The 21,551-nt window shown below is 59.4% G+C and carries 17 protein-coding genes; 9 read left to right on the top strand and 8 right to left on the bottom strand.

Translation table 11 applies throughout. The annotated features are described in order from the left end of the window. The first annotated feature begins 2 nt into the window (after window positions 1-2). A complete protein-coding gene (locus AC1DLB_RS13420; protein ID WP_173861185.1) occupies window positions 3-332 on the top strand; it encodes a GlpM family protein in 330 nt (109 codons plus the stop codon). A 77-nt stretch (window positions 333-409) separates the two neighbouring features. Here the strand turns inward: AC1DLB_RS13420 and AC1DLB_RS13415 are convergent, their stop codons facing one another. Both AC1DLB_RS13415 and AC1DLB_RS13410 read right to left on the bottom strand, forming a co-directional pair. Further along, window positions 410-1,318: a hypothetical protein gene (locus AC1DLB_RS13415; protein WP_111454730.1), complete on the bottom strand. Its 909-nt coding sequence runs from the start codon at window positions 1,316-1,318 to the stop codon at window positions 410-412. Beyond that, the gene (locus AC1DLB_RS13410; protein WP_064616308.1) at window positions 1,315-2,010 is read right to left on the bottom strand and encodes a hypothetical protein; all 696 of its coding nucleotides are present in this window, start codon (window positions 2,008-2,010) and stop codon (window positions 1,315-1,317) included. The genes AC1DLB_RS13415 and AC1DLB_RS13410 overlap by 4 nt, the downstream gene beginning before the upstream one ends. Window positions 2,011-2,376: 366 nt before the next feature. Here AC1DLB_RS13410 and AC1DLB_RS13405 point away from each other — a divergent pair, with 366 nt between their 5' ends. Then, window positions 2,377-2,733 (top strand): DUF6124 family protein, encoded by a 357-nt coding sequence (locus tag AC1DLB_RS13405; RefSeq protein WP_064616307.1) that lies wholly within the window; start codon window positions 2,377-2,379, stop codon window positions 2,731-2,733. Between the two features lie 192 nt (window positions 2,734-2,925). On the opposite strand, the gene AC1DLB_RS13400 is transcribed toward AC1DLB_RS13405, so the two are convergent. Continuing rightward, window positions 2,926-3,960: an alpha/beta fold hydrolase gene (locus AC1DLB_RS13400; protein ID WP_477744524.1), complete on the bottom strand. Its 1,035-nt coding sequence runs from the start codon at window positions 3,958-3,960 to the stop codon at window positions 2,926-2,928. A gap of 250 nt (window positions 3,961-4,210) precedes the next feature. Here AC1DLB_RS13400 and AC1DLB_RS13395 point away from each other — a divergent pair, with 250 nt between their 5' ends. After that, window positions 4,211-7,135 (top strand): hypothetical protein, encoded by a 2,925-nt coding sequence (locus AC1DLB_RS13395; protein ID WP_477785110.1) that lies wholly within the window; start codon window positions 4,211-4,213, stop codon window positions 7,133-7,135. Window positions 7,136-7,286: 151 nt separating this feature from the next. On the opposite strand, the gene metE is transcribed toward AC1DLB_RS13395, so the two are convergent. Then, entirely contained in the window at window positions 7,287-9,599 is a 2,313-nt protein-coding gene (gene metE / locus AC1DLB_RS13390; protein WP_477785109.1) for a 5-methyltetrahydropteroyltriglutamate--homocysteine S-methyltransferase, read from the bottom strand. Window positions 9,600-9,718: 119 nt separating this feature from the next. Between metE and metR the strand changes: the two genes are divergently transcribed. Beyond that, on the top strand, window positions 9,719-10,636 hold the full coding sequence (gene metR / locus AC1DLB_RS13385) for a transcriptional regulator MetR (protein ID WP_018926627.1): 918 nt from the start codon (window positions 9,719-9,721) through the stop codon (window positions 10,634-10,636). Window positions 10,637-10,641: 5 nt separating this feature from the next. Here the strand turns inward: metR and AC1DLB_RS13380 are convergent, their stop codons facing one another. From AC1DLB_RS13380 to AC1DLB_RS13365, 4 genes are all read right to left on the bottom strand, one after another. Next, window positions 10,642-11,151, bottom strand: a complete 510-nt coding sequence (locus AC1DLB_RS13380) for an N-acetyltransferase family protein (RefSeq protein WP_477785108.1) — start codon at window positions 11,149-11,151, stop codon at window positions 10,642-10,644. A gap of 2 nt (window positions 11,152-11,153) precedes the next feature. After that, window positions 11,154-11,792, bottom strand: coding sequence for a LysE family translocator (locus tag AC1DLB_RS13375; RefSeq protein WP_064616303.1), 639 nt, complete (start codon window positions 11,790-11,792; stop codon window positions 11,154-11,156). Window positions 11,793-11,828: 36 nt separating this feature from the next. Next, the gene (locus AC1DLB_RS13370) at window positions 11,829-12,263 is read right to left on the bottom strand and encodes an NUDIX hydrolase (protein ID WP_457327289.1); all 435 of its coding nucleotides are present in this window, start codon (window positions 12,261-12,263) and stop codon (window positions 11,829-11,831) included. A 179-nt stretch (window positions 12,264-12,442) separates the two neighbouring features. Beyond that, window positions 12,443-13,582, bottom strand: a complete 1,140-nt coding sequence (locus AC1DLB_RS13365) for an HD domain-containing phosphohydrolase (protein ID WP_477785107.1) — start codon at window positions 13,580-13,582, stop codon at window positions 12,443-12,445. 257 nt (window positions 13,583-13,839) lie between these two features. On the opposite strand from AC1DLB_RS13365, the gene AC1DLB_RS13360 reads away from it, so the two are divergent. From AC1DLB_RS13360 to AC1DLB_RS13340, 5 genes are all read left to right on the top strand, one after another. Then, window positions 13,840-16,146, top strand: coding sequence for a GGDEF/EAL domain-containing response regulator (locus AC1DLB_RS13360; RefSeq protein ID WP_018926632.1), 2,307 nt, complete (start codon window positions 13,840-13,842; stop codon window positions 16,144-16,146). After that, on the top strand, window positions 16,143-18,005 hold the full coding sequence (locus tag AC1DLB_RS13355; protein ID WP_477785106.1) for a putative bifunctional diguanylate cyclase/phosphodiesterase: 1,863 nt from the start codon (window positions 16,143-16,145) through the stop codon (window positions 18,003-18,005). Before AC1DLB_RS13360 ends, AC1DLB_RS13355 begins: the two co-directional genes overlap by 4 nt. Window positions 18,006-18,049: 44 nt before the next feature. Further along, the gene (locus tag AC1DLB_RS13350; RefSeq protein ID WP_018926634.1) at window positions 18,050-19,009 is read left to right on the top strand and encodes a cytochrome-c peroxidase; all 960 of its coding nucleotides are present in this window, start codon (window positions 18,050-18,052) and stop codon (window positions 19,007-19,009) included. Next, complete coding sequence (locus tag AC1DLB_RS13345; protein WP_064616300.1) at window positions 19,006-20,817, top strand: DAHL domain-containing protein; 1,812 nt, start codon at window positions 19,006-19,008, stop codon at window positions 20,815-20,817. Before AC1DLB_RS13350 ends, AC1DLB_RS13345 begins: the two co-directional genes overlap by 4 nt. Beyond that, window positions 20,814-21,551 (top strand): response regulator (locus AC1DLB_RS13340; RefSeq protein ID WP_477785105.1); only part of this gene is annotated, 738 nt, incomplete at its 3' end. The genes AC1DLB_RS13345 and AC1DLB_RS13340, both read left to right, overlap by 4 nt.

The following is a 21,551-nucleotide window of genomic DNA, read 5'->3' as shown; positions in this document are numbered from 1 at the left end:
TGATTTTCAAAGCAACCCTGGGCGCGGCGGTGGTGGTGATCCTCGCCATGCTGGCCAAGACCAGAAACTATTACATCGCAGGCCTGGTGCCGCTGTTTCCGACCTTTGCGCTGATCGCTCATTACATCGTCGGCAAAGGGCGTTCACTGGATGATCTGAAGACCACCATCGTGTTTGGCATGTGGTCGATCTTTCCGTACTTCGTCTATCTGGCGACCTTGTATGTGATGGTCGACCGGATGCGGCTGGAGGCTTCGCTGGCGGTGGCGGCAGTGGCGTGGTTGATGGCGGCGACAGTGCTGGTCAGCGTGTGGGTGCGCCTGCACGGCTAAATTCAAAAAAATCGCGGCCTGCTGCATTTGAATACACCTGCAGGAGCTGCGAAGGCGGCTCCTGCAGGTGTAAGTGGTTACTGCCCGTAAACCTTCTGCAACTGCGTTGGTGTCAACGCATCCTCAAACGGCACCGGCACCGATTTCACCGCCCCGTAGAGGTTGCGATAACGCCAATAGTTTCCGTTGTTGGCCAGTTGATAACCACGCTCGACCACTCGCTGGCCATCAAGGTTATAACGCAAGGTTTCCTGGGCGGTCGCTGGCGGTGTCGGCTGCATCAGGTCAGTGGCCAGAACCCGCATCGATTCATCGATACACTCGTCGAGCACCGCCGTGACCTTCGCCAAATCGAGGTCACCGTCGTCGATGCACTGCTTGCCACAGCGCCGAATCGGCTGGCTGACGACTTCGATCCGCATGCGATACAGCGCCGAACCGGCAATATCCTGGACCTGCACCTGATTGATCAGCACGAAACTGCCGCGATCGGGGGTAAGCATCAGTTTGGGCTCAATCACCAGGCGTGCGGTGACCTGCCCTTCTCCTTGCTTGAACCCGGCCGCTTGCGAAGCCTGTTGATAGCGCTGTTGCAGGCGCTCCTGCAATGGAACGCCTGCAAGCAAGTCGGCCATCGGTCGCGCCTCGTTGAGCGCGGTTTTTTCAGCATCGCGCTGCAAGCTGCCGCTGCCCATCTGGGTGTTGATCAGGCTGGCCACCAGCAAACCGGCAAGCCCGGCACCGTTGCCTGAACTGGCCACCAGATTATGACTCGACGACGCAGCCTTCAAAGCGGCCTGCGAGTCAATCACGGTGCTGGCACCCACAAAGGATGGCGGCAACTGCACGTCGACCTTAAGCCCGTGGGCCTGGATGTAAGGCAAGGCACTCTGGTCCTTGAAACCGGCCTCAGGAGCCGGTTTTTGCGCACACCCCGTCAGCATCAGCAGGGCCAGCGCACCCGCCACTATGGGCAGGCGCGTCATTGCGCGAACGGGGTGATCATTTGCTGACGGCTATTGTCCATAGCCTGATAGAACGCGTTGGACAAGTTGGTATAGGTCGGCTCGTCCCATTCGCCCTGGGCGGCTTGCGTAGCGACAAAGGGTTTGAACCACAGCAGTTTGTTGTCTGCCAGATCGATTACCATGCCCTGTCCGCCCACCTGCGCCATCGGTACGCTGGTCGGCACAACGCTGTAGTAGCTGCGGGTGGCACCGGTGGCGTAGACATTCACCAGCAGCAGACGATCGACGCCGTAGGCGGCCTTGACCGGCGTCATGTCACGGGTCATGTAGCCTTCGCGGAAACTGGTTTCCTTATACGCATTCAGGTCGACCGGCTCGTTGATCCGCTTGGCTTTGTAACCCTTGGCCTGCAGCTTGGCGACAAGGACATCCGGCAAGGTGTGAAGGTCGCCCACTTGCCATTTTGCGACGTTGTCACTGAGCTTGCTGTTAACGCCCTTGTTGATGGCGTAATCGAGAAGCCCCTGATTGCCGGTCAATGCCAGCACCGGCTCGGGCACCACAGTGATCGCCACGCCAATAGTCGGTTCTTTGGCATCCCAGAACTGCTGGTCCAGCGGTACTGGAGGTTGCACGTGGGCACAACCGGTGAGGGTCAGGCAGGCGAACAACATCAGTGCTGCCCAGGTGCGTAGAACGTGAAGATTCATGGATCAAGTCCCTATGATTATTAACGATGCTGCTTATGTCGGCAGCATCGGCAAAAACTGTAGTGGCACATTGATATGTCTTCAGGAGGAGAAAGTTTGAACGATATGCCCGCAGGCTGAGCCTGTGTGGGAGCCGTGCTTGCCTGCGATGACGGCCCAGACGACATCTGCGGTGACTGACACACCGCCATCGCGGGCAAGCCCGCTCCCACAGGTTTTGGGGTGTTTGGGCAGACGTGTTTAGTTCTGTTTAGCGTTACTTCCTGGTTTTGACTGGAGGCCGGTCTACTAACTTGCGCACAGCTGCCACCCATTCCGTTTAGTAGCGAGATGAGTTGCAGCTCTACTAACAGGAGCTCCAGTTCAATGTTCAAGATCACGCCAAATCCACCGGAAACCGACGACGTTTCCCCCTACGAAACCCCAGACTCCAAAAAGCTCAACGAAGCCGCCGAGCGCGCCCTCGATTACTACCTCAAACCGGTCATTCCCAAAGACACCCCACGCAAACCCAGCACCCTTTACCTCGTCGCACCCAACGCCGATAACGAAACCCTACTGGTCAACGCCTGCGAGTCCCTAGCGGCGGCGAGCGTGATGTTGAGTGATTTCGCGGGGCAGCTGAACGGCCCGCAGCGCAATACCGTGCTCGGCATCCAGAACTCCGTCATGCTGGGTGAACTGGCGGTGAACCGGATGCTCGATAACTTCGTCCCAACGTAAAACAGCTTCCTCTGTAGTTGAGGCGCTTTTGTGGCGAGGGAGCTTGCTCCCGCTCGGCTGCGCAGCAGTCGTAAACAGGTCAATGCGGATTACCTGAGACTGAGCAGCCTGTGCAGGATTGGGGCTGCTTCGCAGCCCAGCGGGAGCAAGCTCCCTCGCCACAAGAGCCCGCTCCCACATTTGGATTGGGAACTACAGAAGATTGGGAGTTGCCACCGGATCAATCTGCGCCCAGTGCGAAGTATCTTCGCGATGGGCCTGCAAATACGGCAACACCGCCGCCAGCAACGGTGCCTTGAACGCTTCCTGAAAACGATGGGCCAGCCCCGGAATCAACTTCAACTGACTGCCACGAATGTGTGCCGCCAGATGCACGCCATGCATCACCGGCAACAACGGATCAGCGGTGCCGTGAACCACCAGCGTCGGCACGCGCAGTTGGTTGAGCAGATCTACACGACTGCGCTCGGCAAGGATCGCCGTGATCTGGCGCTTAACGCCTTCCGGGTTAAACGCCCGGTCATAAGACAGCGCCGCTTGATGCAGCAACGCCTGCCGATCATCAGTGACCGAAGGACTGCCCAGCGCCGCCAGCAAATCAGCCTGTTGCTCCAGCGCCACTTCACGATTCGGCGCACTGCGTCGCGCGAGCAACTGCACCAGCGCCGCACTCGGCGCCGGCAAGCCTTCGGCACCCGAGCTGGTCATCAGCAACGTCAGGCTCTCGACCCGCTGCGGCGCCATCGCCGCCAGATGCTGGGCGATCATCCCGCCCATGCTGGCGCCCAGCACGTGAAATTGCTCGACGTGCAACGCGTCCATCAACCCCAGTGCATCGTCGGCCATGTCGGTCAGCGTATAAGGCGCGGCCACCGGTAAACCGAGTTTGTAGCGCAGCACTTCGAACGTCAGGTTGGCCTCGGCCGGTGCCTGGCGCCAAGTGGACAGGCCAACATCGCGATTGTCATAGCGAATCACCCGGAAACCCTGCTGACACAACGCGACCACTACCTCATCCGGCCAGTGAATCAACTGCCCGCCCAGGCCCATTACCAGCAACAACGCAGGGTCGGACGCACGGCCGATGCTCTGATACGCCAGACTCACCTGATCCAGATCGACCCGTTCGGTCGGAACATTGACATCGCAACGAGACGCCGCCAAAGACGGGAAATTGAACAACACAGCGATCAGAAAGACCGCTGTGGATAAAAATCGTGCACGCATGAAAAACACCGAAACGCAGAACTCCAGTAGAGCGCGAGTCTGATGAAGTTTGTTCAAGCGCGCTGCCACAGTTACGTGACAGTTTGATGAAGAGTGCTGAACGGTTGTGGGGCATGCGGGCCCACCGCTCATCGGAAAACAACCTCAGCCTGTTATTTATGACAGTTGCCAGCCGCCAGCTTCGAGCCTTCAATCCTCTGACGCACCAATGCCCAGCGGTTCAGGCACCATCTCAAAATCGGAGCATGCTATGAGCGCTTTTACAGCAGAACAATTGGCCGCACTGCAACACGAAAGCCCGCAGCAACCGGTCGATCCCTTCGCAGAGATCAAGTCAGAGGGGGTATTTACGCAGTATGGAATACTCAATCTGTATCCTGCCCTGATTCCTGGCTGGCACAAGGTCGACTACCCCGTGGCATCGTACGGGGTCAACGCTGACGAAACGGCTGGCGCCGGAATTGGCTGGCTGATTCTCTTCCACTCCTACGAATTGATGGCGGCGCAAGACACGATACGGCTGTACATGGGCAAACGCCTTGAGCCGGGCCAGGTCCCGGATCCGACAGAGGAAGGTACCCTGATCAAGACAGTCGTGGTCCCTTCCGATCACAACAACCAGGACGTACTCAGTTTCATTCCCAGAGGCGCCATTGAAAGACCGGGCATCCACCGGTTGTGGTACACCGTCGAGCGCACCAGCGGCAATGGCCCCGAGTCCTCGGACGGAATCGTCGTATGGTTCAAGCCGACCTTCCCGGACAGCCTCGATCCGACGGGCAACTCCAGCGAACGAGTGCCTTTGCAAGCCCCTGAATTCCCATCGATTATCGATCAGGCGATGGTTGAGAGAGGCGTTGATTTCATCATTCCGCGCTGGCCGATCATGAGCCCGGGGGACACAGTTTTGATGACTGTAGGCAATCAGCTCGTCGCTTACGTGATCAAGCCCGAAGAGATTGATCAGGACATCACGATTTTTGTCCCATCATCCGTTCTTGAATTGATAGGGCCTGCCAAGCCATTGCTCGTCAGTTACAGAATTCCCTATGCGGTCGTGAAGCAACTCGCCCCTGCGACCATAACGCTGAGTTACGAACGCATCAGAATCGAGAAAGGCGAGAAGATCCGCACGCCGTCCTACCCGTACTCTCCCGAGCTGATCGGCGAAAAATATCGCGGGCCCGCCCCTACAGCCCCCCAGGCCCATGGCGGCGTACTGTCGCCAGACCTTGCAGAGACAGTTGTGTATGTCGGCCCGGACATCAAGGGGCTTGAAATTGGCGATAAGGTAACGTTGACCTGTCTGAGCACGAGCGCAGGTGGCACCACTCGCCTGCAAATAGAAGAGAGGTTTGTCACTCGTTCGATGGTGATCCCAGGGGCGGGAATCATCGTGCCGTTCGAGATCGACACGAGGCACTTTGACACGTACCTGAGTGGCTCATTCAAGGCTACTTACACCGTAACCGGGGAAAATCACCTCGCCCCCCTGGAATCTCATGCTTTGCTTTTGCACATCGGCCCCGTCCAAGACACCTTGGATGTCGTCAATGTCGGCAAGGACGAAAACGGTGTACTCGATCCCAAGGATATTCCCTTCGGCACTCCGGCCATTTGCCCGGCAAAGGCCCATACCCAGGTCGGCGACACGGTTTACCTTCAGGTGTGGACCGCTGACGACAGACTCGTCTGGGTCGACTCGCTACCCATTACCGCCGCTCACATCGGTAAGGACATTGAGTTCAGATTGACGTTCGAACTGATCGACTCGCTGAACCACCAGGTCATCCGTATCGACTGGTACATTGAACGTAACCGAGCACTGCCGCTGACGGCGCCCGAACTGGAGTTACGCGTTGGGGATGTGGCTCTGGAGCTCCCGCCTCCAACGCTCGTTGAGGTGTCCTCCGGCAACCGAATCAATCCGCGGCTTACCGAAAAAAGCACGACCGTCGAAATCACCTATAAAGGCATGTCCGCCGCCCATCGTATCGCTCTGATCGTGATTGGCCGCGCCGGCTTGGGCAGCCCTGTCGTGGCCACGCAGCCAGGTAACGCCAACGGTACGCTACTGATCGAATTGCCACTGACGACAGTGCCCGCCAACCTGCGTCACTTCATGAAACTTCGATACCGTGTGTCCCAGCCCGAACTACCTGACCAATACTCCGGCGTCACCACTTATGAAGTCACCGCTGTACCCGATGAAGCCATCGTGTTTCCGAGCCTCAGCATTGCACAAGCGCCGGATCACAAGACGCTGGACCTCAGCACGTTTCAAGGCGATGCGCGCTGGAGTCTGGCGCGCTGGCTATTTATCGCCATAGGGACCCGAATGCGCGTGGCCTTGGGTGGAAGCAATACGGCGGGAGCCGATCATCCCATCATATTGTTCGATGGCGTGATTACTGCCGATCATGTGACAAGTGGGTTGAGCGGAGTCATCAACCGTCAGCAACTTGAACTGTTCAAGGATGGCGGTCAGGTGATGGGGCTTTCGATTGCGAACTTCAACAACAAGGGTGGCGTCGACACGTTTTTCCCTGTTCGTGAGTTAACACTCCTGAACAAGACCTGGAGTCTGCTCATCAATAGAGCGATCGATGCCAATACAAACGCTTCGATTCCCAACGGCGGCAGCACCAAAACCAATCGCGTGACGTTGTCCGGCACGGGTAAACCGGATAGCACACTTACACTGTTCCAAAACGATAATGTCCCGAAACCCATCGACTCATTCAAAGTGCCCGACAGCGGCAACTGGAGTTACACCGTCACAGTAACGGCCTCGTCGTTTTATCGACTTACCGTTATGGAGCAACCCACAGGGCGAACCTCGAACCTGTGGACATTCAGTGTATTGGCACCCGAACCGGCTCCCGTCAGACCGCACATATTACTGGCGCTTAATGCAAGAGGTCAGAGCCTGTATGACTACCAGCACACAAGGACGACCGGTATCAGCGTGAATGGCGTTGCCGCGCCCGGTGCAATGGTGCAGATATTGCTCAATGGGATCGTCGTTCAGGACCGCGTTTACGTGGGCACTAATGGCTTCTGGCAGTCTGTCCTTTTTGGAGTGGGTTCTGGCACACACCAGCTCAGCGTAAGAGGCTTGTATGGCAACTATCCCGTTTCGCTGGTGTTCACACAGTCGGTGACCTACGGCTAGGGTACTGAGCGGTCGTATTCAAGACCAAGTCGCCTGCTTCGCGAGCAAGCCCGCTCCCACAGGATTGATGTCGTACACAACTTCTGTGATCGACCTCTCCCCCGTGGGAGCGGGCTTGCTCGCGAAGGCGCCAGAACAGGCGCCGCAGGATTCAGGCCAACTGACTGCGCAACTGCCGCGCCGCCGCCACCATGTTCACCAGCGCCGCCTCAGTCTCCGGCCAGGCCCGGGTCTTCAACCCGCAATCGGGGTTTACCCACAACCGCTCGGCAGGAATGCGCTTCACCGCTTTGCTCATCAACTTGACCATCTCGGCCGTGTCCGGCACCCGGGGCGAGTGGATGTCGTAGACGCCCGGGCCGATGTCGTTCGGGTAGTCGAAGGCTTCGAAGGCCTCCAGCAATTCCATGTCCGAGCGCGAGGTTTCGATGGTGATTACGTCGGCGTCCATCGCCGCGATGGACTCGATCACGTCATTGAATTCGCTGTAGCACATGTGGGTGTGGATCTGGGTTTCGTCACGCACACCGGAGGCGCTCAAGCGGAACGCTTCCACCGCCCAGTCGAGGTATTCCTGCCATTGCGCCCGGCGTAGCGGCAGGCCTTCGCGGAACGCGGCTTCGTCGATCTGGACGATCTTGATGCCCGCAGCTTCCAGGTCGACCACTTCATCACGCAGGGCCAACGCCAACTGCTGCGCCTGGATTTTGCGCGAGACGTCTTCACGTGGGAACGACCACATCAGCATGGTCACGGGACCGGTGAGCATGCCTTTCATGATCTTGTCGGTCAGGCTTTGCGCGTAGGTGATCCAGTCGACGGTCATGGCGTTCGGGCGACTCAGGTCGCCGTAGATGATCGCCGGCTTGACGCAGCGCGAACCGTAGCTCTGGACCCAGCCGAAACGGGTGAACAGGTAGCCGTCCAGTTGCTCGGCGAAGTACTCGACCATGTCGTTGCGCTCGGCTTCACCGTGCACCAGCACGTCCAGCCCCAGGCGTTCCTGGATTTTCACGGCGTGGCGGATTTCGCTGTGCATGGCATCGGTGTAATCGTTGGCCGAGAGTTTGCCTTGCTTGAAGGCCTGACGAGCCAGGCGGATCGAACCGGTTTGCGGGAACGAGCCGATGGTGGTCGTCGGGAATGCCGGCAGCTGCAAGCGCGCGCGCTGTTGCTCGATCCGTTTGGCAAACGGCGAATGGCGTTGGCTGTCTGCCGCGCCGATGGCGTTGATGCGGGCCTGGACATCCGCCTTGTGGATACGCGGCGATTGGGCGCGGCTGGCCTGAATGGCGCGGCTTTCAGCCAGGGCGGCTTGCACCTTGGGCGCTTGCGGATCGTTCAGGGCATCGCGCAGCACGGCGATCTCACCGCACTTCTGCACGGCAAACGCCAGCCAGCTTTTCAGTTCGGGGTCGAGTTTGTCTTCACGCGCAAGGTCCACCGGGCTGTGCAGCAGCGAGCAGGAACTGCTGACCCACAAGTTATCGCCGAAGCGCTCCTGGGCAAATTGCAGTTGTGCCAGGGCTTGCTCCAGTTCGCAGCGCCAGACGTTGCGGCCGTTGACCAGCCCCACCGAAAGAATCTTGTAGGTCGGCAGTCGATCCAAAACCTGGCCGAGCTGATCCGGCGAACGCACCGCGTCAATGTGCAAACCTTGTACAGGCAGGCCGACGGCCAGCCCGAGGTTGTCTTCCAGGCCACTGAAGTAGGTGGCCACGAGTTTTTTCAGTGGCGAGTATTGGAGGATGTGGTAAGCGCGCTCGAAGGCGTTTTTCCAGGCCTGTGGCAAGTCGAGGGTCAGGATCGGCTCATCGATCTGCACCCACTCCACGCCTTGGGCGGCGAGGCGGYCGAGGATTTCACCGTAGATCGGCAGCAGGCGCTCCAGCAGGTCGAGCTTGTCGAAGTCGTTGCCTTTGGCTTTGCCCAGCCACAGGTAAGTCAGCGGGCCGATGATCACCGGTTTGACGTTGTGGCCGAGGGCCTTGGCTTCTTCGACTTCATCGAACAGCTGTTCCCAGCTCAGTTTGAATGGTTGGTCGGCGCTGAATTCCGGGACCAGGTAGTGGTAATTGGTGTCGAACCACTTGGTCAGTTCCTGGGCGTATTGCGCGGTGCCGTGTTCGCTGCCGCAGCAGGCCGCCGTGGCGCCATGCGCCATGGCGAACAGAGTGTCGAGGGTCGGCAGGCCGCGTTCATCCTTGACGCTGTCGAAACGCTCGGGGATCACACCGAAGGTCAGGGAATGGGTCAGTACCTGGTCGTACCAGGCGAAGTCGCCGACGGGCAGCAGGTCGATGCCGGCGTCTTTCTGCAATTGCCAGTGGGTGGCGCGCAGTTGGCGGCCGACGCTGTTCAGGGCGTCCTGATCGAGATCGCCCTTCCAGTAGGCTTCGAGGGCTTTTTTCAGTTCGCGGTCGGCACCGATGCGCGGAAAACCAAGTGTGTGGGCCAGGGCCATRGTGAATTTCTCTCTATAAAGGATGCTGTAAAACATGCTGCTATTGTCGACAGCTCAGCCAACATGAGACAAACTCAACCTTTTCGTGTTGATCACAAGTTTTCCTCATGGAGCCCTCGGTGCTTGAAATCCGTCACCTGAAAACCCTGCACGCCCTGCGCGAAGCCGACAGCCTGGTGGATGCAGCCGACCGCCTGCACCTGACCCAATCGGCGCTGTCCCACCAGTTCAAGGAGCTGGAAGAACGCATGGGCATGCCGCTGTTCGTGCGCAAGACCAAACCGGTGCGCTTCACCAGTGCCGGCTTGCGCCTGCTGCAACTGGCCGACGCCACCCTGCCGTTGCTGCGCAGTGCCGAGCGCGACATTGCACGGCTGGCCGGTGGCACGGCGGGGCGTCTGCACATGGCGATCGAGTGCCACAGTTGCTTCCAGTGGCTGATGCCGACCATCGACCAGTTCCGCGATGCCTGGCCGGAAGTCGAGCTGGACCTGGCCTCGGGCTTCTCCTTCGCCCCGCTGCCGGCGCTGGCCCGAGGCGACCTGGACCTGGTGGTGACCTCCGATCCGCTGGAACTGGTGGGCATCACTTACGTGCCGTTGTTCACCTACGAAGCCATGCTCGCGGTGGCGAACCAACACCGCTTGGCGAGCAAACCGTACATCGTGCCCGAAGACCTGCTCACGGAAACCTTGATCACCTACCCGGTGGAACGCGATCGGCTGGACATCTTCACCCGCTTCCTGGAGCCGGCCGACATCGAACCGGCGCAGGTGCGCACCTCGGAACTGACGGTGATGATGATGCAACTGGTGGCTAGCGGTCGCGGTGTCTGCGGCATGCCCCATTGGGCGCTGCATGAGTACAGTTCACGGGGTTATGTGAAGGCCAAGCGACTGGGGGAGAAAGGCTTGTTTGCGACGTTGTATGCCGGGATCCGCGCCGACATGCTGGATGCGCCGTACATGCGCGACTTTTTGCTGACGGCCAAGGACACGTCGTTTTCGACGCTGGATGGGGTTAGTGCCGTCCGATAGAACGATCAAGGCTCAGGGGTGATCTCGCGCCACATGTGGATCTTGTCGAAGTAGTCTTCGCCGACCCGCACCGCCAACGGTTCCAGGCCAAACTGCACGAAGCCGCAGCGCTGATACAGCCTGAAGGCGGCTTCGTTGCCGGCGGTGACGGTCAGCTGGATCAGCCTCAGGCCTTGATGACTCTGCGCTTCAGCCAACGCCGCCTGTAACAGTTGATAACCGAGCCCGCGCTGGYGCACCTTGCCGGTCACGTACATGCCAAACAGCGTCGCCTTGTGCCGGGCCTTTTCCCGAGACTCGAAGGCCAGGCCGACGATGCCTGCCAGTTCCCCTTCCTCGAACGCCCCGAGCACCCGGTCCAGCTTGCTGGTCAGGCGCGACTCCCACCACCCCAGCGGCATCGTGGCGCGCTCGCGCACGCTGGAAGTGAACGCCTGGGGATGCGAGTCGTAGGCTTCGAGCATCAGCGCCCGATAATCCAGGGCATGACTGGCATCAAGCCGCTGAATCCACATGTTCAGGCCACTCGCCGCTGCTCAAACATCAACCGCACCGCCAGCCCGGACAGGACGAAGCCCATGAAATAGCGCTGCATCGCCAGCCAGTTCGGGTTGTTGACGAACCAGGAGGCGATGCCTGCGGCGAACAGCGCGATCAGCAGGTTGACGCTGAAGCTCACGCTGATCTGGGTCAGGCCGAGGATGATGCTCTGGTTGAACACCGAACCGTGCTCAGGGGAAATGAACTGCGGAAACACCGACAGATAAAACACCGCGATCTTCGGGTTCAGAGCGCTGGTGAGAAAACCCATCGTGATCAATTTGCGTGACGAGTCCGCCGGCAACTGCTGCGCCTCGAACGGCGAACGCGCACCGGGCTTGACCGCCTGCCAGGCCAGCCACATCAGGTACAACGCACCGGCCCACTTCAGCACCTCGTAGGCCACCGGCACGGCCATGAACACCGCGGTCAAACCCGCTGCAGCAGCGAACAGGTGCACTAGAAATCCCGCGACCACACCCAGCAATGACGTCACCCCGGCCTTGCGTCCCTGGCAGATGGAACGGGAGATCAGGTAGATCATGTTCGGCCCCGGCGTGAGTACCATCAGCAACGCCGCGGCGGCAAAAATCAGCAAGTCTTGAAGTGGAATCATGGGCATCCTGTCCTTGAAGTCAGAGGGTCTGGGTGATCAGGCGGTTTCGATCAGTGAAGCTCGATAAAACGGCAAGATCAGGTCTCGTGTCAATGGCGCCAGCGTGAGATCGCCGTCGGTGGCCGGGTCGATCCAGCGCACCTCTTCGATTTCCGCCGCCGGGCAAACGTCAGAATCGATGGTCAGCTGAAACAGTTCGGCCAGTACGACAAAACCCGGCTCGTTGGCGGCCGGTGCCGAGAATGGCCCCAGGTAGGTGGCGTGCGCCGGATCGATGACCAGTCCCAATTCCTCCTCCAGCTCACGGGCCAGGGCGTGGACCGGTTGCTCATGAGCCTCGATCTTGCCCCCCGGCTGCATGAACGCCTGGGTGCCGCGCTTGCGCACCAGCAAGGTGCGACCGTCGGGGCCGATCAACAGGGCAGCGGCAATGTGGATGATGCGGGGCGAAGCGGCGGATGAAAGCGTCATGGATCAGGATTGGCCTTGGGTAAAGGCGCAAGGATCACATGAGCGCCGGCTTTTCGTCACGCCGAAAAAAATTTCCGCAGCCTCCCTGTAGGAGCGAGGCTTGCCCGCGAAGAATGAACCGCGTTTTTTCAGGTACTACGCGTCATCGTTCTTCGCGGGCAAGCCTCGCTCCTACAGACTCAACTCGTCTCGAGAATCGCCACTTCCTCCGGCACTTTCACAAAAATGCTGTACTTGGCACCTTCCATCGCCTCGAACGCGATCAGCTTCTCCACCAGCGGCCCGTTCAACACCTTGCCGGCATTGAGCAGCAGCATGCCGTTGTCGGCATTCAGGTTGCGCGCCAGGATCATGCCCGCCGCCAAGTCCCGGGTGGTCAGCACCTTGACCGTCGGATCGGCCAGCGTCACATCGCTCAGGTAAGCAGCACAGACCTTAATGAAATCCTCCACCAGTTCCGGGTCATAGAGCCGACCGGCGTACTGGCGGATATACACCAGGGCTTCATCGCTGTTCATCTGCCGTTCGAGGATCAGCCCACGCTGCAACTCGATGAAATCCACCGCCAGTTTCAGCAACCGTGAACCGAGCGGAATGGCCTCGCCCTTGAGCCGATCGGGAAAACCGCTGCCGTCCCAACGCTCCTGGTGATGCAGGATCAGCCGCGCGGCATCTTTCATCGGGTCGAGCGTCATCAGCAGCGACTCACTCTGCTTCGGATAACCCCGATAGCGCTCGCGGTCATTGTGATGCAGCAGATCCGAAGGCGTGCTCATCATGCTGTCGGTCCAGCTCAATTTACCGATGTTGTAGAGCGCCGCCGCCATGGTCAGGTCTCGACTGGTGGCTTCGTCCAGGTGATGGAGTTTGCAGTACACCCGCACCAGTTCGATGATCTGCCGGTTGGTCTGCTTGGCAGGTGGCAGGCGCAGGTTGGCCAGCAACGAAAACACTTCCGTGCCGGTGACATAGCTGCGTTTGAGCTCTTCGTAAGCCAGGTCCAGCATGTCAGCGGTCTGTTGCAGCTCGCTGGTGCGGGCCGCGACGTGTTTTTCCAGGGTGGTGTTGAGCGGGTAGCGCTGATGGACGTGGGCCAGCAGCGTGGCGCCGTCCATATTAGGCATTCGCGCGTCACTCATCACCAGATCGACCGACCGCTGCTCCATGATTTCCAGGGCCTGGGCACCGCTGGTGGCCAGCAGCACCTCGTAGGGCTGGCTGCGCAGCAGGCGGCGCAGGCTGTTGAGAATCGACTCCTCATCGTCGACCAGCAGTAACGTGGGTTTATCGGTCACAGTCGTGGGGAGCTGCTCTTCCATGGCGATACCTCAAGTGAAACCAGCCTCTTTATGTCAGGCGCGAAAAAACTTCCTCTGACTTTCCCGAGCCTGAGCTACAGGCTAGATGATTTTCCGACCGACTCCGCAAATGATTCGTTTCAGTCAACCGGGCGAATATCCGACCGGACGACTATGCTCAGGTCACTCGGATCCAAACGATGCCCGCTCCGTCCTGCACTCAGGGAAGGGATACCCTCTATGAGCTCATCGCACCAAACTGCTGTCGGTACAGGCGCATGTCAGTGAATACGCTGCTTGCGCGGACTAATCGTCGGATTCTCATCGTCGACGACACCGCGTCGATCCACGAGGATTTCGCCAAGATTCTCAGCCCGTCATCGATCGAAGACGACAGTCTGGCCAGCGCTGAAAACGCCCTGTTCGGCACCCCCGTGTCGGTATCGTCGCAAGGTTTTATCATCGAATCCGCGTTTCAGGGCCGTGAGGCGCTGGACAAGGTCGAGACCGCGCTGGCGAATGACTCACCCTACGCGATGGCCTTCATCGACATGCGCATGCCGCCGGGCTGGGACGGCCTGGAAACCATCGAACGCCTGTGGCAGGTCGATCCCAAGCTGCAAGTAGCGCTCTGCACCGCGTATTCCGACTATTCCTGGGAAGACATCGACGAGCGCCTGGATCTGGGCGATCGCCTGCTGATCCTGAAAAAACCGTTCGATGCCATCGAAATCCGCCAGATGGCCAGCGCATTGACCGCCAAGTGGCAAATGACCGAAGACGCGGCACTGAAGATGTCCCTGCTGGAGCAAGCGGTCGAGGAGCGCACCCGGGAGCTGTCCGACGCCAACATCATTGTGCAGAACAGCCCGACCATTCTGTATCGGCTGCGGGGCGAACCGTCGTTTCCGTTGATGTATATCTCCCACAACATCACCAAATACGGCCACATCGCGGCGGCCCTGGTGGCTTCTTCCAACTGGGCTCAGGAGCTGATCCATCCCGACGATCAAGAGAAAGTCGACACCGCCATGGCGCGGGTGCTGGACCGCCATGCAGCCGGTGCTTCCATCGAATTCCGGATGCGCACCGGCGACGGTGACTGGCGCTGGGTCGAAAACCGCTACATCCCGGTGCGCGACGATGAAGGCCGCTTGCTGGAAGTCGAAGGCATCATCATCGACATCACCGAACGCAAACTGGCCGAGGAAAAGATCGCCCTGCTGGCCCGCACCGACGGGCTGACCGGGCTGGCCAACCGCGCGACGCTGATCGAGCGCCTGCATCAGGCGTTCGCCGCCGCCCGGCGCGGGGCCACCCCGTTCGCCATGTTTTACCTGGACCTGGATCACTTCAAGCGCATCAACGACACCCTGGGCCACCCGGTGGGTGACCTGTTGCTGCAGGAGGTCGCCCGACGGATCAAAACCTGCGTGCGGGAAAACGACGTGGTCGCCCGTCTGGGGGGCGACGAGTTCGCGATCCTGCAACTGGACGTCGGCGATCCGACCCAGTCAGCAGCCCTGGCCGCCAAGGTCCGCGATGCGCTGGTGCTGCCCTACTCCCTGGCCGGCAACGACGTGCGGGTCTCGGTCAGTATCGGCATTAGCAGCTACGCCCAGGTCAGCCTCAGCGCCGACAGCCTGTTGACCCAGGCCGACATGGCGCTGTATCGCTCCAAGGAAAAGGGCCGCAACCAGTACCACTTCCATTCCGAGGAAATCAATCAGGAAGTGGTCGAGCGCATGACCATCGCCAACGACTTGAAAACCGCCATCGAACGCGACGAGCTCGAACTGCGTTACTGGCCGGAAGTAGACCTGAGCAGTGGCAAGATCCTCGGCATGGAAGCGCAGGTCAGCTGGAATCACCCCATACGCGGTTTACTGGAAGCCCCCGCATTCCTGCCCGCGGCGGAAAAGACCGGCATCATCATCGCCCTCGGTCACTGGGTGCTGGAGCGCGCCTGTCGGCAAATGCACCAGTGGCGCGATGAAGGCATGGCACCACCGGTGGTGGCGATAAAACTGTCCCTGGCCCAGCTCAAGAGTGGTCCCGAGCTGATCTATGACGTGTTGCGCACCACTGCCCGCTGGGATCTGTGCCCGTGGGACCTGCGTTTCGACGTCACCGAAGCGACCCTGGCCCAGACCAAGTGGACGCACAACGATATCCTGCCACGCCTGCGTGAGCTGGGGGTGAAGATCGCCATCGATGACTTCGGCACCGAATACTCTTCGTTCGACTACCTCAAGACTTACCAGGTCAATCACCTGAAACTCGCTCAGGCGTTCATCGACACCGCCGCCCACGACGCGGCCAGCGCCACCACCTTGCGGGCCATTATCAATTTCGCCCGCGACGTCGGGATCGGCATCATCGCCGAAGGTGTCGAAACCCAGGAGCAACGTACTTCKCTGATGGCCACCGGTTCACCGATGAATGCCCAGGGCTACTACTTCAGCAAAGCGGTCAGCAGCCAGCAGGCCGCCGAACTGTTGAAAGCCGGGAGCATCGTGTGCGCGAATCACAATCCCGGAGCAATGCCGGGTGATTCGCAACGTGCCACGGAGGACAAGGAATGAAAACTCCGTTCATCCAGGCCAACCGGCGCATTCTGATCATCGATGACACGCCCTCGATCCATGAGGACTTCCGCAAGATCCTGGGCGCCGATACCGACGATGAACTCACCCTCGCCGGCACTGAAGCCGCGCTGTTCGACACCCCGCAAACGACTCGGCTGGTCTTCCAGCTCGACTCCGCCTATCAGGGCCAGGAAGCACTCAAACTGGTCAAGCGGGCCCAGGCAGAAGGTCGCCCTTACGCCATGGCGTTCACCGACATGCGCATGCCGCCTGGCTGGGATGGTCTGGAAACCATCGAGCGGCTCTGGAAGGTCGACCCTAACCTGCAAATCGCGCTGTGCACGGCGTTCTCCGATTACACCTGGGAAGCCATGGCCGAACGGCTGGAGTTCGGCGATCAATTGCTGGTGTTGAAAAAACCTTTCGACAGCCTGGAAATCCGCCAGATGGCCAGCGCCCTGACCTGGAAGTGGCAGATGGCGCAGGACGCGGCGATGAAAGTACTGAGCCTTGAGCAAACCATCGAAGCCCGGGTCCATGAACTGCTCAAGGTGTCTCATCTGTTGCAGTACGACGTGTTGACCGAGCTGCCCAACAGCACCTTGCTGGGTGACCGGCTGAACCAGTCCCTGGCCTTGTCCAGACGCCATGACAAACAACTGGCGGTGATGTTTCTGGGGCTCGACCGCTTCAAGCGCATCAACAATGCGTTGGGCCACCCGACCGGTGACGAGATGCTCAAGCGTGTCGGGCAAAGCCTGGTGGCCTGCGTGCGCGCCTCCGACTCGGTGTTTCGCTACGGCTCCGACGAATTTGTGGTGATCCTGGCCGACATCCACCACCCCCAACAGACCAAGGGCATCGCCGAAAAACTGTTGAACGCCATACGTGCGCCCCAGCACGTCGCCGGGCACGACTTGAGCGTGACGGCCAGCCTGGGCATCAGCATCTATCCCGATGACGGTTTCGATGCCATCGCACTGATCAAGAAAGCCGAAACCGCGATGCGCAACGTCAAGGAAAGCGGCCCCAACGATTTCAGCTTTTTCATCGATGAGATGAACCAGCGCGCGCGGGAACAGCAGACCATCGAGTCGGGGATTCGCCTGGCACTGGAGCGGAACGAGTTTGTCCTGCACTACCAACCGAAACTCGACCTGGGCAGCGGCAAGGTGGTCGGCGCCGAGGCGTTGATCCGCTGGCAAAAACCGGGGCACGGCTGGATCTACCCGACAGACTTCATTGCAGTGGCCGAAGACAGCGGCTTGATCGTGCCGTTGAGCAAATGGGTGCTGGCCCAGGCCTGTCGGCAAGCCCGTACCTGGCAGGCAAAGGGCCTGCCGAATCTGTGCATGTCGGTGAACGTGTCGGCCATCGATTTCCGCCAGCGGGATTTTGTCGACGGCATCGAACAGATACTCCAGAACACAGGCATGGACCCGGCCTTGCTCGAGCTGGAAATCACCGAAGGCGTATTGATGCAGAATGTCGATGCCACGATGGTCGCGCTGAGTCGGCTCAAGGCATTGGGGGTACGGCTGGCCATCGATGACTTCGGCACCGGCTATTCCAGCCTGAGTTACTTGCAACGGTTTCCCATCGATGTACTGAAAATCGATCAATCGTTCAYTCGTGGCCTGGGCCGTGACAGCAACGACGCGGCTCTGGTCGGCGCCATCATCAGCCTGGGCAAAAGCCTCAATCTGACGGTCATTGCCGAAGGGGTGGAAACCCTCGAACAACTGAATTTTCTCAAGGCGCTCCATTGCGAGGAAGGCCAGGGTTACTACTTCAGCAAAGCCGTGGAGCCGGACGCCTTCGTGCAATACCTGACCTCCGTAAAGCCCCTCTCCTGAACGATGTGCAACGACACACAGGCCCTGAGCCAAGGAATCACAAGATGTCACGTTCCTTCTGCTACTTGCTCCTTGCGCCTCTACTCGGTTGTTGTCTGATAGCCAGTGGCGCACCGCTGGACGAACCGCTCAAACCCTTGCCCGCAGTGCCCGAGCAGAATCCCTTGCAAGTCGAACTCGGTCGCCGGTTGTTCAACGAACCACGGCTGTCGGTCAACAACAGCCTGTCCTGCGCCAGTTGCCATCGTCTGGAAATCGGCGGTGCCGACGACAAGGCGTTGTCCACTGGCTTCAAGGGCGATCCCTTGACGATCAATACCCCGAGCGTGTTCAACGCGAGCTTGAACTTCCGGCAATTCTGGAATGGCCGCGCCGATTCTCTGGAAACCCAAGCCCACGAAGTGGTGCAGAGCCCTAGTGAAATGGGCAGTCATTGGGAACAAGTGGTCCAGATGCTCTCCGCCGACCCGGATTACAAAAACGCTTTCACCAAGGCCTACCCGGACGGCGTCACCATGAACAATGTGCAAAGTGCCCTGGCCACCTACGAGCGCACGCTGATCAGTGCCAACTCGCGCTTCGACCAATACCTGTCGGGCAATACCGAGATCCTCACGACTGACGAGAAGTACGGTTACCAACGTTTCAAGGACTACGGCTGCATTGCCTGCCATCAGGGGGTGAACATCGGCGGCAACATGTTCCAGAAATTCGGGGTCATGGGTGATTACTTTCAGGCTCGTGGCAACCCCACCGAAGCCGATCTGGGCCGCTATCTGGTCACCAAGGCCGAAGAGGACCGCAACGTGTTCAAGGTGCCGAGCCTGCGCAATGTCGCGGTGACCGCGCCGTACTTTCACGACGGCTCGGCTAAAACCCTCGAAGAAGCGGTAGACGTGATGTTCAAGTTCCAGCTCGGTCGTGTGCCCTCCGACAAGGACAAGGACCTGATCATCAAATTCCTCAAGACCCTGACCGGTGAATGGGGAGGCAAACCTTTATGAAAACATTCCCCCGTCGCAACCTGGCACTGCTCGCAGCCGTGGCCGTGCTGCTGGCCTCGACGCTGTTGTTCCTGTACCTCAAGTCCAGCTCGAACGAGACGTCGACCTACGCCGAATCCCGGGATTTGATCGGTCGGATCAAACAGTTGAACGCGCAATGGGAAACCGAGATTCTCAAGGCCAGGATCGCCATCAGTCACAACTACGATCCACTGGTGACACCGCTGAGCGAGATGACGCGCCTGTGGCAGCGGTTCGAGAGCATGGAGTCCAATCACGGCCGCAACGACACGCCGACCTGGCGTGCCAGTCATGAGGCATACCTTGCCGCCATCCAGGAAAAAACCCGGCTGGTGGAGCAATTCAAATCCCACAACGCGGTGCTGCGCAACTCACTGGCGTTCCTGCCCACGGCCGAAGACGACATCCAGCAACCGCTTGCCCAACTGCCCGATGAAGACAAGCTGCAACTGCAGAACATCGCCACCGACACTTACGACCTGCTGCTCAGCAGCCTGGAATTCGCCCAGGTCACCTCCGACGATAAAGCGGCGGATATTCTGCTGGGGATGAACAAACTGGGGGTTAACAAGCAACGATTGCCGGAGCAGTTTCACAGCCCGATCGATATTTTGAGTAACCACGTCACCCTGATCCTGCGTGAGCAACCGGTAGTCAATCGGTTACTGGAAAACATCGAGGCCATTCCCGTGGCCGAACGACTGGACGACATTACCGGCCTGCTGAACAAAGACCAGCAGCAATCCGATGCCATCGACCAGCGCTACCACTTCTACATGTTGGTGTTTTCGACGCTGCTGGTGCTGGTGCTGGTGTACCTGGCGATTCGCCTGATGCGCAGCTTCGGGGAGACTCAGCGGGTCAACAAGGAACTGCAAACCGCCAACGAAGTCCTCGAACAACGGGTCGAAGAGCGCACCCGCGAACTCAAGGATACCCAGAGCGAATTGCTCGACACCGCGCGTCAGGCCGGCATGGCCGAAATCGCCACCAACGTGCTGCACAACGTCGGCAACGTGCTCAACAGCGTGAACATCTCGGCCGATCTTGTCAGCCGTCGGCTGCGTAGCAGCAAGGCCCAGGGGCTGGGCAAGGCGATGCAGCTGATCAACGAGCATCAAAGCGACCTCGGGACCTTTCTGACCCAGAAYGAGAAAGGAAAGTTACTGCCCGGCTATTTGAATCAACTGGTGGAGGCGATTGCCCTCGAACAGCAAGGCATGGCCGAGGAACTCGCGCAGTTGAGCAAAAGCGTCGATCACATCAAAGACATCGTCGCCACCCAGCAGTCCTACGCGGGGGCCAACAACCTGGTGGAACCGCTGTACATCAGCGAATTGCTCGAGGACGCCCTGCGCATGAACGCAGGCGCCTTGACCCGGCATCACGTCACGGTGGTCAAGGAGTACGGCGACGTACCGCAAGTGATGGGCGACAAGCACCGCTTGTTGCTGATCCTGATCAACCTGATCAGCAACGCCAAATACGCCATGTCCGACCTCAGCAACCGAGCCCGACAGATCACCCTTGGGGTAAAAGTCGTCGAGGACACGATCCTGCAAATCAGCGTCAAGGATGACGGCGAAGGCATTGCGCCGGAAAACATGACGCGGATCTTTGCCCACGGTTTCACCACCCGCAAGGAAGGCCACGGCTTCGGCCTGCACAGCTGCGCGCTGGCCGCGATCGAAATGAACGGCCACCTCACCGCCCACAGCGACGGGCCGGGCAAGGGCGCCCTGTTCACCTTGCAGATCCCGTTGAACCCCGTCATGGAGGAAGCATGAGCGACCTATCAAACCGCCGCATTCTGCTGATCGACGACACCCCGTCCATCCATGATGACTTTCGCAAGATCCTCACCCCGACATCGGCCAAACATGCGGAACTGGACGAAATGGAGGCCGCGCTGTTCGGCAGCGAAGTGAAATCCACCCAACCGCTGTTCGAACTGGATTCGGCCTACGGCGGTCAGGAGGGCCTGGGCAAACTCGTCCAGGCCTTACAGGAAAACCGCCCCTACGCCCTGGCCTTCGTCGACATGCGCATGCCCGAGGGCTGGGACGGTGCACAGACCATCGAACACCTGTGGCAGGAAGACCCGAGCCTGCAAGTGGTGGTGTGTACCGCCTATTCCGACTATTCGTGGGATGAACTGCTGGAGCGCCTGCACGCCCACGACCGCCTGCTGATTCTGAAAAAACCGTTCGACAATATCGAAGTCCAGCAGATGGCCAACACCCTGCTCACCAAATGGGACATGACCGAACGGGCGTCTATCCAGATGAGCCATCTGGAGCATCTGGTGGATCAGCGCACGGCCCAGTTCAAACAGGCCAGCGAAGCATTGCAGCGGGAAATCGACGAGCGCAAACAATTGGAAAGCCAACTGGTGCAGTCGGAAAAACTCGCCTCGCTGGGGCAACTGGCGGCGGGTGTCGCCCATGAAATCAATAATCCCATCGGCTTCATTTCCTCCAACCTCGGCACCCTCGATGGCTATTTCAAGCAACTGCAGACC

This window comes from Pseudomonas sp. 05N434 (genome assembly GCF_056396965.1).
Note: the sequence above shows the minus strand (reverse complement) of the source record. Positions and strands in the feature narration are given on the sequence as shown.